19 protein-coding genes and 1 tRNA gene are annotated in these 17231 nt (G+C 55.2%); 9 read left to right on the forward strand and 11 right to left on the reverse strand.

All coding sequences use genetic code 11. The features are described from left to right. The 9 genes from lptC to rph form a co-directional block, all read right to left on the reverse strand. A partial coding sequence (gene lptC, locus CMO10_RS14020; protein ID WP_297023323.1) for an LPS export ABC transporter periplasmic protein LptC occupies positions 1-741 on the reverse strand: 741 nt, incomplete at its 3' end. Between the two features lie 3 nt (positions 742-744). Then, positions 745-1755: a KpsF/GutQ family sugar-phosphate isomerase gene (locus tag CMO10_RS14025; RefSeq protein WP_297023326.1), complete on the reverse strand. Its 1011-nt coding sequence runs from the start codon at positions 1753-1755 to the stop codon at positions 745-747. Positions 1756-1916: 161 nt separating this feature from the next. Next, positions 1917-2531: a ribonuclease D gene (locus tag CMO10_RS14030; protein ID WP_297023328.1), complete on the reverse strand. Its 615-nt coding sequence runs from the start codon at positions 2529-2531 to the stop codon at positions 1917-1919. A gap of 102 nt (positions 2532-2633) precedes the next feature. Then, the gene (locus tag CMO10_RS14035) at positions 2634-3869 is read right to left on the reverse strand and encodes an O-antigen ligase family protein (RefSeq protein ID WP_297023330.1); all 1236 of its coding nucleotides are present in this window, start codon (positions 3867-3869) and stop codon (positions 2634-2636) included. 2 nt (positions 3870-3871) lie between these two features. Beyond that, positions 3872-4804 carry a glycosyltransferase family 2 protein gene (locus CMO10_RS14040; protein WP_297023333.1) on the reverse strand — a complete coding sequence of 311 codons (933 nt, stop codon included), beginning with the start codon at positions 4802-4804 and terminating at the stop codon, positions 3872-3874. Between the two features lie 126 nt (positions 4805-4930). Further along, a tRNA-Leu gene (locus CMO10_RS14045) sits at positions 4931-5017 on the reverse strand. A gap of 167 nt (positions 5018-5184) precedes the next feature. Then, positions 5185-6378 (reverse strand): radical SAM family heme chaperone HemW, encoded by a 1194-nt coding sequence (hemW, locus tag CMO10_RS14050; RefSeq protein WP_297023335.1) that lies wholly within the window; start codon positions 6376-6378, stop codon positions 5185-5187. 108 nt (positions 6379-6486) lie between these two features. Then, the gene (rdgB, locus tag CMO10_RS14055; protein ID WP_297023339.1) at positions 6487-7086 is read right to left on the reverse strand and encodes an RdgB/HAM1 family non-canonical purine NTP pyrophosphatase; all 600 of its coding nucleotides are present in this window, start codon (positions 7084-7086) and stop codon (positions 6487-6489) included. Between the two features lie 74 nt (positions 7087-7160). Next, positions 7161-7877: a ribonuclease PH gene (gene rph / locus CMO10_RS14060; RefSeq protein WP_044829857.1), complete on the reverse strand. Its 717-nt coding sequence runs from the start codon at positions 7875-7877 to the stop codon at positions 7161-7163. Between the two features lie 282 nt (positions 7878-8159). Here rph and hrcA point away from each other — a divergent pair, with 282 nt between their 5' ends. The 3 genes from hrcA (at position 8160) to cobB (ending at position 10786) form a co-directional block, all read left to right on the forward strand. Continuing rightward, positions 8160-9218, forward strand: coding sequence for a heat-inducible transcriptional repressor HrcA (gene hrcA, locus CMO10_RS14065; protein WP_297023343.1), 1059 nt, complete (start codon positions 8160-8162; stop codon positions 9216-9218). A 51-nt stretch (positions 9219-9269) separates the two neighbouring features. Then, positions 9270-9911, forward strand: a complete 642-nt coding sequence (gene grpE / locus CMO10_RS14070; protein WP_297023346.1) for a nucleotide exchange factor GrpE — start codon at positions 9270-9272, stop codon at positions 9909-9911. A gap of 128 nt (positions 9912-10039) precedes the next feature. Then, on the forward strand, positions 10040-10786 hold the full coding sequence (gene cobB, locus CMO10_RS14075; protein ID WP_297023348.1) for a Sir2 family NAD+-dependent deacetylase: 747 nt from the start codon (positions 10040-10042) through the stop codon (positions 10784-10786). Positions 10787-10794: 8 nt separating this feature from the next. Here cobB and CMO10_RS14080 read toward each other — a convergent pair whose 3' ends face one another. After that, the gene (locus CMO10_RS14080) at positions 10795-11475 is read right to left on the reverse strand and encodes an ArsR/SmtB family transcription factor (RefSeq protein WP_297023352.1); all 681 of its coding nucleotides are present in this window, start codon (positions 11473-11475) and stop codon (positions 10795-10797) included. Positions 11476-11564: 89 nt separating this feature from the next. Between CMO10_RS14080 and CMO10_RS14085 the strand changes: the two genes are divergently transcribed. Both CMO10_RS14085 and CMO10_RS14090 read left to right on the forward strand, forming a co-directional pair. Next, complete coding sequence (locus CMO10_RS14085; RefSeq protein WP_297023354.1) at positions 11565-11894, forward strand: NIPSNAP family protein; 330 nt, start codon at positions 11565-11567, stop codon at positions 11892-11894. After that, complete coding sequence (locus CMO10_RS14090) at positions 11891-12238, forward strand: antibiotic biosynthesis monooxygenase family protein (RefSeq protein WP_297023357.1); 348 nt, start codon at positions 11891-11893, stop codon at positions 12236-12238. Before CMO10_RS14085 ends, CMO10_RS14090 begins: the two co-directional genes overlap by 4 nt. Before the next feature lie 22 nt (positions 12239-12260). Here the strand turns inward: CMO10_RS14090 and CMO10_RS14095 are convergent, their stop codons facing one another. Then, positions 12261-13229 carry a DMT family transporter gene (locus CMO10_RS14095; RefSeq protein ID WP_297023360.1) on the reverse strand — a complete coding sequence of 323 codons (969 nt, stop codon included), beginning with the start codon at positions 13227-13229 and terminating at the stop codon, positions 12261-12263. A gap of 504 nt (positions 13230-13733) precedes the next feature. Between CMO10_RS14095 and CMO10_RS14100 the strand changes: the two genes are divergently transcribed. From CMO10_RS14100 to CMO10_RS14115, 4 genes are all read left to right on the forward strand, one after another. Continuing rightward, entirely contained in the window at positions 13734-14672 is a 939-nt protein-coding gene (locus CMO10_RS14100; RefSeq protein WP_297023362.1) for a LysR family transcriptional regulator, read from the forward strand. A 45-nt stretch (positions 14673-14717) separates the two neighbouring features. After that, positions 14718-15710, forward strand: coding sequence for a UDP-glucose 4-epimerase GalE (gene galE / locus CMO10_RS14105; RefSeq protein ID WP_297023365.1), 993 nt, complete (start codon positions 14718-14720; stop codon positions 15708-15710). A gap of 145 nt (positions 15711-15855) precedes the next feature. Next, on the forward strand, positions 15856-16695 hold the full coding sequence (locus CMO10_RS14110) for a glycosyltransferase family 2 protein (RefSeq protein WP_297023368.1): 840 nt from the start codon (positions 15856-15858) through the stop codon (positions 16693-16695). 167 nt (positions 16696-16862) lie between these two features. After that, on the forward strand, positions 16863-17231 hold a 369-nt coding region (locus CMO10_RS14115; RefSeq protein WP_297023371.1), incomplete at its 3' end, for an inorganic diphosphatase.

Here is a 17231-nt window from a genome sequence, read left to right on the forward strand (position 1 = left end):
CTCCGTCGAATTCATTGCACTGTCGAAAATCACCAGACGGGATTTCCCCAAAAAGCGGATCACCGCCCCCTTGTCTTCAAGCTCAAACCCGGAATCGGAGTTGATGGTGCCAAACGGCCCCTGCCCGTCAACCGGCACATCGCCGCTGGCACTGCCGGAATTCATGGCAATTTCAGCTTCCTCGGTATGAATTTCAAAGCCGTTATCGTGGTACATGTTCACCGTTCCGACCAGATCAAGCATCCCGTCGGTTTCGGTATAGAACCCTTCATTGGCGGTCATCGCAATCCAGGATCCGTCATTCAGCGTAATGTCGGCCTGCGGCCCCGCCAGATACACATGATCGGGCCGGGTTTCGGTTGCGCCGGTTTCGACGGCTTCGCTGGCGGTGACAGTAAAGGGCTGGCGATTGCCATCGACGCCAAAGAAGCGCGGATTGCTCATCGCGACATTTTCCATCAGATCCTCGGGCGAGGTCGAAAAGCCCAGCCGAAAGCCGCTATCCTGCACCTGTTCGATCTGTGGCCACAAAACCACCAGCGCCATGATCGTCATTGCGATCAGCGGCAGCACGAATTTCAGCATATTGACGATGACACGGCGGAACGGATTGATCCGCACATTGCGACGCGCCGAGGGCATGCGATCACGCGAAAAACCCCGGGCGTGACGTTCTTCACGTCCTGCTGCCTTCTGGCTTTCTGCGTGGTCTTCGACCTGTGGCGTGCCCTCTGTGCTCATGCGTCAGGCTACTCCGACACGCAAAAGATCGTGGATATGCACAAGCCCCACCGGCACGCCTGCGTCATCAAGGACAAACAGGGATGTGATCGAACGATCATTCATGATCGCAAGGGCTTCAACCGCCAGCGCATCGGCACTGGTGACTTTCGGCCTGGCCGTCATGACATCACCGACCTTGAGCGCGACCAGATTATCGGCCATGTGACGGCGCAAATCGCCATCGGTCACGATCCCGGCCAGAACGCCAGCATCATCAACCACACCAACGCAGCCAAAGGAATGGCTGGTCATGGTCACAAGTGCCTCGGCCATCAGCGCATCGGGCGCAATCAATGGCAGGGTATCGGCGCCATGCATGACATCATGAACATGCAGCAACCGCTGACCCAGCTTGCCACCGGGGTGGAAGGTGCGGAAATCTTCTGATGAAAAGCCGCGCCGCTCCATCAGGGTCACGGCCAGTGCATCGGCAAAGGCCAGCATCGCTGTGGTTGATGTCGTCGGCGCCTGCTTGTTCGGGCAGGCTTCCGGGCTTGCCGGCAGAACTAGCGGGCAATCGGACTGCTTCGCAAGCGAGCTTTCCGGTTTGCGGGTCATGCCGATCAGCGGCACGTTAAAGCGCCGGGTAAAGGCAATAATGTCGGACAGTTCCGGGGTTTCACCGGAATTGGACAGGGCCAGAACCGCATCATCCTTGCCAATCATGCCCAAGTCCCCGTGGCTTGCCTCGGCCGGATGCACGAAGAAGGACGGGGTGCCGGTAGACGCAAAGGTCGCGGCGATTTTCTTGGCGATATGGCCGCTTTTACCCATGCCGGTGACAACCAGACGACCTTTCAGGCCCTCGATCAGGTTGATGGCATCACAAAACTCGCCATTGAGCGACTCTGCAAGTTCACGCAGCGCATTGGCTTCGATATCAAGAACACGGCGCGCAATGGCAAGATCGGCTTCCGTTGCCGGTGCCGGCAGGTTGGGGGACTTCTCGGACACTTCTGGGGTCACTGTCATCTGTTTCTTGTTAGCGTTTTCCGCCCGGAGATAGGCTGTTTGACCCATCTTGCAAGATCATTGGGCCAAAACTATGAACCCGGTTGGCGCGGGGGTCAATTCTATTGCTTCCCCCATACACCTCTATTCTTCACAGGTGGTTAACCGGATTTACGCCGACCTCAGGAATGGGCGAAAATATCGGTTTCTTCCCAGCCCGCCAGATCCAGCGTCGCGCGCATCGGCAGGAAGTCAAAACAGGCCTGCGCGATCTCGGTGCGTCCTTCGCGTGCAAGACGGCGATCAAGCTCTTCGCGGGCCTTGTGCAGATACAGTACATCGGATGCGGCGTAATCGATCTGTTCCTTGGAAAGCTCGGCCGCGCCCCAGTCGGAGCTCTGCTGCTGCTTGGAAATCTCGACCCCGACGGTTTCGCGCAGCACATCCTTCAGACCATGACGGTCGGTATAGGTGCGCACCAGTTTGGAGGCAATCTTGGTGCAATAGACCGGCGCACAGCGCACGCCGAGATATTTGTCCATCACCGCGATGTCAAAACGCCCGAAATGAAACAGCTTCAGAACCGACGAATCAGCCAGAAGCTTTTTGAGGTTCGGCGCGCTGTAATCTTCCCCATCAAACTTGACCAGATGGGCATTGCCATCCCCGCTTGAAAGCTGCACGACACACAAACGGTCGCGGTGCGGGTTCAGGCCCATGGTCTCACTGTCAATGGCCACAACCTTTCCCAGGTCAAGGTCATCAGGCAGATCTCCGAGATGGAGGAAATTGGTCATCGCGGTTCTCCAAATGTCAGAATTTGCCTGTTCTTAACACAGCAAACCGCGCATCGCACCGCAAAAGTCGTACCAATTGTGCTTGAAAAGGGGTCTATGAGGTCAAGTGGATTTATGGTTCGCAAACCTTAACGCAGCAACAGCAACCGAGATCGATAACCACGCCAACATCGCCGGCCAATTGGAAAACAGGCTTTGGGTGACAGAGAACGGAAAGAGAGACATCACGAGGACGCCCAAATAAAGCCCGCCAAGCAAGCGGCTCTCTCGCGGACCGAAAAGAGCTTTCACGCCCATCCAATACAAAATCACCATGAAAATGGTAAATGGAATGGTCCCAATCAGACCAGTATCGGACAGCCATTCGACATAGAAGTTGTGAGGATGAGGGTGACAAAGGGCGCTATCAACGCCTTGCTGCACATAGTCCTTACATACCAAGGAAAAGTTCCCCATTCCGGTTCCTGTTAGCGGGCGCTCTCCAAAGAAACGCAGCCCCAACATTGCGAGCTGACCATAAATTGTTTCAGTGTACCCCGAAATATCGGCAACCAAAGCCTCAGCCCTTTCCCAAATATAATCACTTGATGAAAGTAGAAATGCCAACGCCCCTGAAATACACACCGCCAAACCAATAGATACTCTTCGCGCAAATGCCCCTGACAGGCAAAGACTGACAAGAATAATCACGAGAGCAAGCAATGTAAGTACACTTGCCGCTCGTTCGCCGCTTAAGAATATCACTGTCAGTAAGATAGGTGACAAACCGCAGCCAATAATAAATGATATGTTGGTAAACTTCTTAGCTTTCAGTACAAAGGCCATAGCCATGGCAGCAATACCAAGCTTGGATAGGTACATTCCAATATTTGGTCGATCAAGTGGACCCGTCAAACGGTCATGCATCTCATGCCCGGACAATACAGAATAGCCCATACAGAATTGATAAATCGCGTCAATTGCTGCCACTGCTACCGTGAACAGCAAAACAGCCAAGAATCGGCGAATAATCAGTTCATCAACCAAAACCCATCGGGTGACTGCCGCGTAAAAGATAACAAACCGAAGCCAACTGAACGAACGTCCATAACTTTTACCAACATACTCCGCAAAAGGAGAGACAAGCACGTTCATCAAGACAAAAATGATCAAAAGAACCAAAATGTCTTTTTCGCGAGCCCAAGACCAATCCCTAGAATTCCAAGACCGCACCAGAAAAAGCAGCCCGACTAGGACAACCGAAATATCAGCTATCGCACGGGAAAATAACAAAAATGCCGGAATGCAAAGCAGTGAAAAACTGGCGGCAAGGTGCAGTTTACGGTCGAGCGAGGTCATTGTTAGCTATTCACTTTTTCAATACGGCGGATGTTCGACAACTGTTGGAAAATACTCCGATATGATTCCAGCATTACCGGATCGGGATCAATAAGTCCTAGCTTTCCCATCACATAACGCAAGAACAAAGGGATTGGCGGAAACGGTGCTCCGTCCCGTCGCGCCTTTTTCAGCGCTGAGACACATTTTTGGTACAGTTTCATGCGCATCTCACGTGGCAATTCGGGATGTGCTTTGAGAAAGTGCAAATAGACTAAAAACCGGTCATGATTTTGCTGTAGTTTATTTGAAGAAAGATGGCTACCCATATCGGGTACCATTGTAAGGATCATGTCCGTATCAAGAAGACGCTTTGCATGTATTGAAAGTCGCAGTGGCAGCGACTCATCCTGAACAAACACCTTCTCATCGCATCCGCCTGCGGCGATGAACACATCCCGTCGGATAAGCCACGTCATGCGCACCATTCCGCGACCAAGTATCCGCTCCAAGGGATTCTCGTGGCTGCTGACCTTCAAATCTTGATCGATCGGGTGGGCGACAACATTTTCGATCGGTTCTGATGTCTTCAGGCAATGGCCATGCACCATGTCAGCATCATGCTGTTTTGCTAGTGAAAGCAGCATCTCAAGTGCATTTGGTGCAAGAATTTCATCGCAATCAAAAAGTGCCAGATACTTTCCGGTTGCGGCTTCAGCACCCTGATTAAGCCGAATGGATGGGCCAGCATTAACCGTATTGCTGATCACGCGAACAAAGTCGTGTTTCGCAGACAATTCATCGAGTATTTCCAAAGAATTGTCTGTCGATACGTCATCAACAAACACAACCTCGAACGGAATGTCGCCTGTCTGTGCCAGCAATGACGCAAAGAAATAAGGAAGTGCGTTTCCTTTGTTATAGACCGGCAGAACAAAACTGACTTCGGGTTGCATAATTCTTGCGGCTCTTTTTTTATGGCGATTTTTGCTTGTAACCAGTCAGACCGGTCTCGAAAAGATGAAAAGCAAAATTCAGCCCAAAACGACAATACCCCAGCACATCAGAAATGTGCTGGGGTATGGTGCCCAGGAGAAGACTCGAACTTCCACGACCTTAAGGCCACTGGCACCTGAAGCCAGCGCGTCTACCAATTCCGCCACCTGGGCATAGGGGCTTAGGTATTGTCCGGGGTTTCCCGCCGGAACGGGGCGGAATATACGCGGTCAGGCTTAAGTGTCAACCAACTTTTTGATGGTTTGGTAAAACTTCCTGCGCCCGATTGCAGGTCCCCGCCAATAGCGCGGTTTTTCTTGGCATTTTGCGGGTTTGGGGCTTACACCGCGTGGTCGAATAAATAGGCCAGAACACCGTTCAAACGGTTCCTGCCCTGATCGGTTGCGCGAAGGCCCGCCGAATCACAGATCAGATCACCAGACTCGATCAGGGTTTCGAGCCGATCCTGCTCAAGAACATCACGCGGCTCCTTGCCGATGATGCGGTTAAAGCGCGCGGTCGGGATGGTTTCATTAAGCCGAAGGCCCATCATCACCATTTCAAGCAGGCGCTCATCCGCCTCAAGGGCTGTTTCTTCCTGCGTGCCGTGCCCGTGCTTTTCCACACGGTCCAGCCAGATATCAGGCGCACGGTGACGGCGGACTGCCATCGGCGTGGTAACGCCACCCTCACCCACCACCGCTTCGCGGCCATGTGCGCCGGGGCCAATGCCGAGATAATCGCCATAGCGCCAGTAAACCAGGTTATGGCGGCTTTCCTGCCCCGGCTTGGCGTGGTTGGAAACCTCATAGCAGCGATAACCGGCCCGCTCGGTTTCTTCCTGGGTGATCTCGTATAGCTCGGTCGCAAGGTCTTCATCGGGGACCACAAGATCACCGCGCTGATGAAGGGTATAGAACTGTGTGCCCGGCTCAATGGTCAGCTGATAAAGCGAAATATGGCCATTGGCGATGCCAAGCCCTTCGCGCAGTTCCGCCCGCCAGGCCTTGGGATCGTGATCCGGCCGGGCATAAATCAGATCAAAAGAAAAGCGATCAAAGACCGAGGTCGCAACATCCAAGGCCCGCATGGCTTCGGACGCGCTATGCACACGCCCGAGAAACTTCAGGTCACGGTCATTGAGCGCCTGAATACCGATCGACACCCGGTTGATGCCGTTGGCCGCAAAGGCTGAAAAGCGGTCAATCTCGACCGTGCCCGGGTTGGCTTCGAGCGTGATTTCAAGGTCATCCGTCACCGGCCAGAAGGATTTGATGTCGTCAATCAACGCACCCGCCGTTTCCGGATCCATCAGCGATGGCGTCCCGCCGCCAAAGAACACCGAGCCCACCGTCCGCCCCGGATGGCGGGCCGCGCCATGGGTAAGCTCGGCCCTAAGCGCCTTGCGCCAACGCGCATGATCGACACTGTTCGCCACATGACTGTTGAAATCGCAATAGGGGCATTTCGACAGACAGAACGGCCAGTGGATATAGATGCCAAACGGCACGGTTTCACTTGAGGCTGCGGACACGCGGAACTCTTTTCAAACGCGGGAATGTTGGCCGATAAATTAACACGCACCGCCGATCATGACATCAGCGATGCGTGCATGGGATAGATGCAGGGGTGGTACCCCAAATCAGTCTTCGAAGCAGGCCTTGACCAGCTGGGCAAAGGCATCGGCCCGGTGGCTCATTTCATGCTTTTTCGCTGGGTCCATTTCGCCGAAGGTTTCGGCATAACCCTTCGGCTGGAAAATCGGGTCATAGCCAAATCCGTGCGGGCCGCGCTTGGGCCAGACGATCTCGCCCTCAACCCTGCCTTCAAAATTCTCGACATGCCCGTCCGGCCAAGCCAGCGACAGGGCACAGATAAAGGATGCGCGACGATCCGGATGACTACCGATACCGTTCTGAACCTTTTCCATCGCCATGTCGAAATCCTTGTCCGGCCCGGCCCAACGCGCGGAATAAATCCCCGGTGCGCCATCAAGGGCAGAAACCGCAAGGCCACTGTCATCGGCAAGGGCGGGCAGATTGGCGCCATTGGCGGCCGCCGTTGATTTCAGCTGCGCATTGCCAATAAAGGTCTTTTCGGTTTCTTCGGGTTCGGGAAGGTCCAGTTCACCGGCCGAGAACACCTCGATCCCGAACGGGGCGAGCAGTTCGGCGATTTCCTTGATCTTGCCTTTGTTGTGGCTGGCGATGACGAGTTTCTTTTCCGTGAAGCGACGGGCCATGGTCTTGCCTGAAATGCGATGTCCAACAGATGCGAAAAGCAGCAGGTAAGATGCCTGCCGCCAAAGACCGGGTCTTAAAGACCCAGAGCCTGTTTTTGTTTTTCAAACAGCTCTTTGCAGCCTTTTTCGGCCAGCGCGAACATCTGATCATAAGACGCGCGATCAAACGGAACGTCTTCGGCGGTTGCCTGAACTTCAACAATGCCGCCATTACCCGCCAGCACGAAGTTCGCATCGGCCCCGGCATTGCTGTCTTCGGCGTAATCAAGATCAAGCACCGCTTCGCCGTTATAGATCCCGCAGGAAATGGCCGCGACCGGCTGGGTCAGCGGGATTTCCTTGATCAGGCCAAGACGACGCACGCCCTGAAACGCCAGATGGGCCGCAACATAGGCACCCGTGATTGATGCGGTACGCGTGCCGCCATCGGCCTGAATGACATCACAATCAAGGCGCATCTGCATTTCGCCCATCGCCTTCATGTCGGCAACCGCACGGATCGAACGGCCGATCAGGCGCTGGATTTCCTGGGTACGGCCCGACTGACCGCCGCGGGCGGCTTCACGGTTCATACGCGAGTCCGTTGCGCGCGGCAGCATGCCATATTCGGCGGTGATCCAGCCTTTGCCGGAATTGCGCATCCAGCCCGGGACCTTGTCTTCGACCGTCGCGGTACAGATCACATGCGTGTCGCCGAATTTGATCAGGCAGGAGCCTTCGGCATATTTGGAAATGCCGGTTTCAATCGTCACATCACGAAGCTGATCGGGGGTACGGCCGGAAGGGCGCATGAGAAGGAACCTCTTGGTTGTCTTGGCGTGTTCACAGATCGGAACAGCGCAAAATTGTCCGGTAAAATTTGGCCCAAAGTAAGATGTGACCCACCAAACGTCCAGCAGTTTCCCCGCATGTTTTCATCGGGTTTCGCTTAATCGGGATGCAATGCAGTCAAACCAACAACTTGAAGCAATTTCACAAGCGCCGCGTTGCAATCGGCCCTGCAATTGACGCAATGCGTTTGCCTGACTAAATTCTCAACAGTTTCACGACAACAGGGCCAGACCCGATACCCGATGGCGCATTTTGACGATACATTGCTGGGCGACATGAATGCGCGGTCACGTGAAGTGTTCCGCCAGATTGTCGATGCATATGTCGAAACCGGGGAGCCGATCGGCTCGCGCTCGATCGCGCGGCGCATGTCCGAAAACCTCTCGGCTGCGACCATCCGCAATGTGATGTCCGATCTGGAAGAAATGGGTCTTCTGGTCGCACCGCACATTTCGGCCGGGCGCCTGCCCAGTGAAAAGGGCCTGCGGCTTTTTGTGAATGCCCTGATGGAGGTCGGCGACCTTCCCAATGCCGAACGCGACCAGCTGACCAAGAACTGCGAACAGGCGGGCTATTCGCTTGATCAGATGCTGGGCGAAGCCACCACGATGTTATCGGGCCTGTCGCGTTGTGCCGGGCTTGTGGTCGCACCAAAGACCGATGGCATTCGCCTCAAACAGATCGAATTCGTCGCCCTGTCGCCGGGCAAGGTTCTGGCGGTACTGGTTTCCCAAAACGGCAATGTGGAAAACCGAATCCTTGATGTTCCGGCGGATTTGCCCGCCTCGGCATTGACAGAGGCGGCAAATTATCTAAATACCCGGTTGGCTGGAAAGACGCTTGATGATGCGCGCCTTCTGATGACCCAGGAGCGTGATCGCCTCAAGCAGGAGCTTGATGAGCTTTCCGCCAACCTGATCGATGCGGGCCTGGCAACATGGGCCGGCGGGGTCAAGGGATCGTCCCTGATTGTGAAGGGGCAATCCCAGCTGCTCGAAAATATCGATACGATTGAACAGCTTGAGACCGTCCGCCGTTTGTTCAACGTGCTTGAAGCCCGCGATCAGATGATTGAATTGCTCGATGTGACGACGGATGCCCAGGGCGTTCAGATTTTCATCGGGTCGGAGAACAAACTGTTCGGCGGATCGGGTCTTTCGATGGTGATTTCGCCCTATCAGAATGCTGAAGGCAGCATTGTGGGTGCAATCGGGGTTGTCGGACCGACCCGGATCAATTATGCCCGGATCATTCCGCTGGTCGATTACACCGCCAAGCTGGTCGGTCGACTGATTGGATAAATCGCGGCGCTGCGTGTCAGGCCGCATAACGTGAAAGTAGCAAGGTTAGCCATGTCGGAAACCGCAAAGAACACTCCGGAAGATCTGCAGGACGTCAATGCAGAGGACACCGCATCGGAAGAGGTCGCAGCAGAGGCGACTGAAGAAGCCGTTGAAGATGCCGCACCCCAGGACCCGGTCGAGGCCCTTGAAGCCGAAGTCGCGGAACTGAAAGACCGTCTGCTGCGTCAGGCCGCCGAGGTGGAAAACACCCGCCGCCGCGCCAAGAAAGACGTCGAGGATGCCGGCAACTATGCCATCACCAAATTTGCCCGCGACCTTCTGGATGTCAGCGACAACCTGCGTCGCGCCCTTGATGCCGCCGGTGACACGTCCGGTGCCGACCCGGCGATGAAAACCCTGTTTGACGGTGTCGAGATGACCGAACAGGCCCTCCAGAAGGCGCTTGAAAAGAACGGCATCGAAAAGCTTGAGCCACTTGGCGAAAAGCTTGACCCGAACAAACATCAGGCCGTGTTTGAACTGCCGCATCCGGAATATCCGGATGGTCACGTCGCACAGGTCATGCAGGCCGGTTACGTGCTTAAGGGCCGCCTGCTGCGCCCGGCCATGGTCGGTGTCACCAAAAACCCGGCCGGTGAAAAACCAAGCCAGGACGACACCCCGGGCGGCAATGTTGATACCTCTGCCTGAGGCCATCACAGAAGATAAACCGGTTTTAGCGGATCGGGTTTAAAAACAGCCTCGCCAGACATACTTGGCGAGGCTGTTTTATTTGCATTAGGCTGCCGACACAGACCACAAGCACAGGATCGCCTCCCATGCCGCTTAGCCCCAACCTGATCGACATCCTGCGTGATGAAAAATCCCCGATTGTCATCCTTACGGGTGCGGGGATCTCAAAGGAAAGCGGTCTGCATACTTTCCGCGATCCGGACGGCATTTGGGCGAAATACGATATTTCCGAGGTCGCAACGCCCGAGGCTTTTGTTGCCAATCCCGATCTGGTGCATCATTTCTATAACGACCGCCGGGCGGGCCTGCATGACCCGGATGTGCAACCCAATGCCGCCCATCTGGCCTTGGCACGGCTTGAGGCCGAATGGCCCGGTGACGTGCTTCTGGTCACCCAGAACATCGATGATCTGCATGGTCGGGCGGGATCAAAAAACCTGATCCACATGCATGGCGAGCTTTTGAAAATCCGCTGCAATCACTGTGATCTGCTGACCGAATGGCCGGGCGACCTTGCCAAGGAAACCCCGTGCCCGAGTTGCGGCAAGGCCGGCGGCCTGCGCCCACATGTGGTGTGGTTTGGCGAAATGCCCCTTGAGATGGAACGCATTTACGCAGCGCTTGGCGAATGCGGGCTTTTCATTTCCATCGGCACATCAGGCAATGTCTATCCGGCTGCCGGGTTTGTTCAGGTCGCCCATGAAGAAGCCGGGGCCGAAACGGTCGAGCTCAATCTCGAACCCAGCTCCGGTGCCACCCAGTTTGATCACAGCCGCTATGGTCCTGCCACCGAACTGGTGCCGGCCTTTGTCAGCGCATTGCTTGGCGATTGATAACGGGCTTACGGATTGATCAGATCGCGGAATGATTTCTCGCCAGCATCGCTAAAGCGCACAATCCGCGACTCTGGCAGCCGCCGCGCCCAGCCAAGATCATAAAACCGGTCCAGCAAGGCCGCCCCGAAGGACCCCGCCAGATGTGATTGCCGGGCACTCCAATCCAGACATTCGCGACAAAGCGGTCGGCGCTTGGCCCGCAAGCCATCCAGATCAATGCCAAACATGTTGGCAAAATCGATCCCGGCCGGGGTCAGGGCAACGCCATTAAGGTCGCTTTCAATCAGCTTGCGTTTGGCAAGGCCATCAAACAGCGCCACCCCCATGTCACCGGCCAGATGGTCATAACAAACGCGTGCCTTGCGCAGTTCAGGGTCCTTGGGGCCGGTGCGCACCCGGTTATGCCCGACCCGGTTGGCAATCCCCATCAGGACTTCCAGGGCCTCGACGATATCAGGTCCGCTTAACGTGAAATAACGATGCCGTCCCTCTTTGCGCGGTTTGACGATCTGACCAGCTTCAAGCTTTGCCAGGTGTGAGCTTGCGGTTTGCGGCGTCACACCGGCTTCCTGTGCGAGTTCAGTCGCGGTAAGCGCCCGACCACTCATCAGCGCGGTCAGCATATTTGCGCGCGCCGGATCGCCAAGCAATGCGGCCACACGTGCAATATCGGGTCCTTCTTTCATAGTTCGATGCTAATCGAAGCATTGATGCGCAGCAATCAGGATAATGCAGCTGTCACCCAACAAGACACCTCTCCTGAAAGGACGCTGTCATGATCACCTGCTTCATCCGCTATGAAATCGACCCCTACAAAAAAGACGCCTTTATTGAATATGCCCGCAACTGGGGGCAGGCCATTCCGCGCTGTGGTGCCGACCTTGTTGGCTATTTCGCCCCGCATGAGGGATCGGTCTCGACCGCCTATGGCATCTATCATTTGCCCGATCTGGCATCATATGAAGCCTATCGCGCCCGGCTGAAGGACGATCCGCTGGGGCGGGAAAACTATGAATTTTCCCAGCGCGAGAAGTTTATACTGCGCGAAGAACGCCAGTTTCTGAAACTCGCTTCAACGCCACATGCGGAGCTCATCAAATCATGATTGCCGTCATTTTCGAGGTCACACCACGCGAAGGACGTTATGACGATTACCTGGAGATTGCCGGCGATCTCAAACCCGTTCTGGAAACCATGGATGGCTTTATTTCCATCGAACGGTTTCAGAGCCTGACCACGCCGGGCAAGGTTTTATCGCTGTCTTTCTGGCGCGACGAAGACGCCATTGCCGCCTGGCGCAATCTGGGGGAGCACCGTGCGGCTCAGACCAAGGGACGCCACAAGATATTTGAGGATTACCGTTTGCGGGTCGCTGGCGTGATCCGCGATTACGGCCTGCATGACCGTGATCAGGCCCCGGATGATTCGCGGGAGCAACATGATCGCTGATCGCTAAGTTCAGTAATGGGACTCAGGCCTTGGCCGGTTTCGGGGGTGCTTCGTCATCCCCGATCTCGCTGCTCTCGGCAAATTCGGCGAACTCTTCTTCCACAGCATCCTCAACCGCTTTGGCCCCGCCCTTGTAATCAAGCAGCATCACGGCAAGCACCACGATGCCGGCACCAATAAAGATGACCGGGACGGGCAGCATGTCAAAGAAGATCAGATCCATCGCCACCGAAAACGGTAACGCGGTATAGGCCGCGGGCGACACCACACTGGCATCCGCCACCCGGACCGCGCGCAGCACCATGTAATTGGTCAACATGGCAAAGAAACCGGCCCCGGATGAATAAAGCCAATCGGCAAGGGACGCCGGATGCCAGGTAATCAGGGCAATCGGCACCCAGATCACAATCGCAATGATCTGTGGCCAGAACAGCATGGAAAAATTGGTCTCAGTCCGGGTCAGCACCTTGGCAAACAGGGTCTGGGCGGAAAAGCAAAACGCCCCGATCAGGGCGGCGGCCACACCAAGCGGCACGCCAAAGCCATCCATGCGCGGGAAACACATCACCCACACACCTACAAGACCCAGAAGGGTTGCGATGATTTTGCGCGGGGTCAGCTTCTCGCCCAAAATCACCACCGCCAACATCACGGTCAGCAAGGCTTCGATAAACAGATAGGCATTGACCTCGGCGATGCTCATCTGGCGCAGGGCAAAGAACACAAAGAACAGCGACCCGTACCATAAGACGCCGCGCGCAATATGAGCCATGGGCCGGCGCGTGCGGATCTGGCGCGTGCCGATAAACATGACGATGATCAGGAACACCGCGACCGTGGTCAGCGCGCGCATCGCCAAAATCTGCGATGTCGGAACATCGTGGGAAACAAGCTTGGCACAGACATCAACAAAAACGCCCGAAGCCATGGCAGCCGTCATCCACAGGACGCCGCGGAAATTTCCGCTCAGTCGCGTTGCGGTCATGGTCATTCCTGATTCTTAAGGGGTGCAGGGGTTTCCGGCCGTCAGGGAGTGACGGGCTTACGAGGTGGCGCAAGGGGACATCAAAGAAACATGGCCGGAAACCCTGTATGGCGATGATATTGCCTGCTTGTTTGGAAAAATACGAATGAAGCTTTTTCAGCCATTGTTGAGATTTTTTTGGCCCAATTTCGGGTAAGGCCTGATAGACAGAATAAAAGCCACTAGGGTCAGAATTCATTCAGATAACTGACCCGGCAACTGATATGAGAGAAAAAGCTAGGAAAAGCCCGCCGAGCGGGGTGATCCCCGGTCAAGGGATTTGACGCAGAGGCTTTCTCTCATATCAGTTGTCCTTCGGATCACCCGGATTTGCACGGGCTACTTTGTCGCAAAACCTTGAAAGATATAAATCTTCCTGTGGTTTCGCTCCGCATATCCGCACAAATCCGGGAGACCGGGACGATTATGTGAATGAGTTCTGACCCTAGTACCGTCCGGATGGAAACCCCGATGCGCAGAAAGCTCCCCCCGTTGCGCGCCCTCGTCGCTTTTGAAGCCACCGCACGCCATCAAAGCGTGAAGGGTGCCGCCGAAGAATTGCATGTCACGCAAAGCGCGATCAGCCATCAGCTCCGCCAGCTTGAGGAAAACCTTGGCGTGGTGCTGTTTACCCGCAAGGGCCGGGGATTGACGCTGACCAAATCGGCAGAGCTTTTGTTGCCCCGTCTGACCGAGGCGCTTGATGGTATTGCCGATATCACCGGCGAAGTCGGCCCGGACAAGGGCAAGGCGATCCGCATCGGCGCATTGGCCACTCCGGCGCTGACGGTTTTGCTCTATGAGCTTGATAACCTGCGCGACCGCCTGCCCGCTGATATTCCCGTTCAGTTTCGCAAGATCGAATTTGATGACGGGCTCGATCCGCTCGAGATCGACCTCGCCCTTCAGATCGCACCAAAGGACCTGCCCGGTCCCGAAGACTGGATTACCGAGCTTCTGACGCCCGAGGTCTATACCGCGTTCGCCGCCCCGGAATGGCTCGCCAAGCGCGGCTATGATGCCAGCAATGTCGATGTCGGCAACCTTGGCCCGCGCGATATCCTGTTGATCGATAGCGACAGCGAACAGTTCTCCCAGATCGAGCAATGGTTCAGCGATGCCAGCTTCTCACTGGCTGATTGCTGGACCTTCAGCCACCATATCTGGGCGCTCGAGGCGGCCCGCGCCGGTCAGGGCATTGTGGCGAGCACGGATGTGGTTGCGCGCAACTATGTCGAACGCGGCGAGCTGGTCGCACTCAACTTCCCGGATTTCATTTCGCACTGGTGGTATCGCCTACTGATCCGCCCGGCGCGTGAAAAAGACCCGATCGTCATCGAAGCCGCCAACTGGATCCGCGAACTGATCAACCCGAAAACCGCATCGCTTGCGCGTAAAAAGGTGATGTGAGCATATCTTTTGCGTCAGCTCGAATAAGAAAAGTAATTCCATTTCATGCAGAACATTCTGATCACTGGCGGTGCGGGATATATCGGTTCGCACATTTGCATCAAACTTCAGGAAAACGGTTATCAGCCGATCGTGTTTGACAACCTGTCAAACGGCCACCGGGATGCCATTTCAAATGATATTCCGTTTGTCGAAGGTGATATCCGTGACGCCGCGGCTTTAAACAAGGTATTTGAGGACTTCAGGCCTGCTGCAGTCATCCATATGGCCGCCTTGATCGAAGCCGGTGCCTCGATGGTCGAACCTGCACGGTTTTACGAGGTCAATACCGCTGGCGCCTTGAACCTGCTCGAAGCAATGCGCCGCAATGCCTGCAAACACATCGTGTTCTCATCAACGGCGGCCGTTTACGGGAACCGGGATGCCGGTTTGCTATCAGAGTCGCTGGAAGTAAGCGCTGAAAACCCCTATGGGCGCTCAAAAGCCATGGTTGAAACCATGCTGGGTGATTACGCATCGATTTACGGCTTTCACGCGATTGCGCTTCGCTATTTCAATGCAGCTGGTGCTGATTCGATGGGGCGAACGGGTGAAAGACATGACCCGGAAACCCATCTCATTCCGCTGGTTCTGCAAACTGCTGCCGGGCAACGCGATCACATCAAAATATTTGGCACGGATTACGACACCCCGGATGGTACCTGCATCCGTGACTATATCCATGTCGATGATCTTGCAGATGCCCATGTGAAGGCACTGGGTCACATTATATCTTCTGACCATGCGGCATCTGACATTGCCAATATCGGAACCGGCGAAGGGTGCTCGGTAAAAGAAATCATCGAGCTTTGCAAAGAAGTTACCGGTCAGGATTTCACGGTTGTCGAAGATTCTCGCCGCCCGGGCGATCCGGCTAAACTGGTCGCCAACCCGGCAAAGGCCAAGGAGATGCTTGGTTGGCAGCCAAAATATCCTTCACCCCGCCAGATCATTGAACACGCCTGGAACTACTATCAAACAAACCTGCTGAAATCCTGATGGGTTAAGGGATTCTGCACAGGCCCGTGCAAGGCTTCCTGCCAATTCGATATTGATCAGAAAGCCAGTCGGAAATACTGTTCGCAGCATCCATTCGCATCCGGGGCATGGAACCGGGTGCAAGATGCAATAAGGGGAAATTTGCGTGCATAAGGTCTCAGTCATCGTTTCGACCTATAATTGGCCCGAAGCACTCGAAATGGTTTTGCAGTCACTCATTGATCAGAAGGACGACAACTTCGAAGTGATCGTTGCAGATGATGGTTCCGGGCCGGAAACCGCCGAGACCATTGCCAGGATGCAGCAAAAGTCCCCCGTGCCGATCAAGCATTTCTGGCAGGAAGACCAAGGATACCGGCTATCACGTGTCCGCAATGGCGCGATCGCAATGTCTGAAGGCGACATTATCGTCTTTACCGATGGCGACTGCTGCCTGATGTCGGATTTCGTTTCAAGCCATCGCAAGGCGGCCGAGAAAAACTGCTTTGTCTCCGGCAAGCGCGTGTTCCTCAAGGAACGTTTTACCAAACTGGCGATGAAAAACCGCCTTCGGTTCCACAAATGGCCACGTGCGATCCTTTTCATGCTGGGCCTTACCGGCAACTGCAATCGGCCTTTCCAGTTCATCCCGATCCCGCAAAGCCAGAAAAGCCTGTGGGAACACGCTGATTGCTGGAAGAAAGCGCAAGGCTGCAACATTGCCGGTTTCCGCAAGGACATCATGAAAGTCGGCGGATTTGATGAAGCCTATGAAGGGCACGGGCTGGAAGACTCGGACTTTGTCTTGCGCATGATCCGGTCCGGCCTGAAGCGCAAGAATGTCGAGTACAACTCACCGGTCCTGCACCTGTTCCACGGGCGTTCAATGCCAAGCCGCCATGCAAACGCGTCCAAGAACCCGGGCTATTTCAACAGTCTTGAGGCCGACACAGATCGCTTCCTTCCAATCAAAAGCGCTTTGATGCCCTTGGCAGAGACCGCCTAGGCTTTCTGATCAAAAGTATCATTTCCGACCCCCTTGGAAGCGAGGGCGTTTCGCGATAAAAGGTCGGCGTCATTTTCCTTCGGGTGCATCTACAGCATCTTCGAAGCTCATATCAGCCGCCCTGGTGATCGGGGCATGCGTTCAAAAAGCGAAAGGGATTTTCCCAGATGGATCTCAGCAAGATTGCCGTTGGCAAGGATGTTCCGTGGGACGTAAACGTCGTCATCGAAATTCCGCAGGGCGGACCGGTCAAATACGAAGTAGACAAGGACTCGGGTGCTGTCTTTGTTGACCGTTTCCTGCACACCTCGATGTACTATCCGGTTAATTATGGCTTCATCCCCAACACGCTGGGCGAAGATGGTGACCCGGTTGATGCCATGGTCATGTTCCGCGAGCCGGTCGTTGCCGGTTCCGTCATCCGCGCGCGTCCGATCGGTGTTCTGATCATGGAAGACGAAGCCGGTCAGGACGAAAAACTGATCTGCGTGCCGCACGACAAGATTGATCCGTACTACGCCGACATCAAATCCCAC

Origin of the sequence: Thalassospira sp. (assembly GCF_002709775.1) — a bacterium.
GTDB lineage: Bacteria > Pseudomonadota > Alphaproteobacteria > Rhodospirillales > Thalassospiraceae > Thalassospira.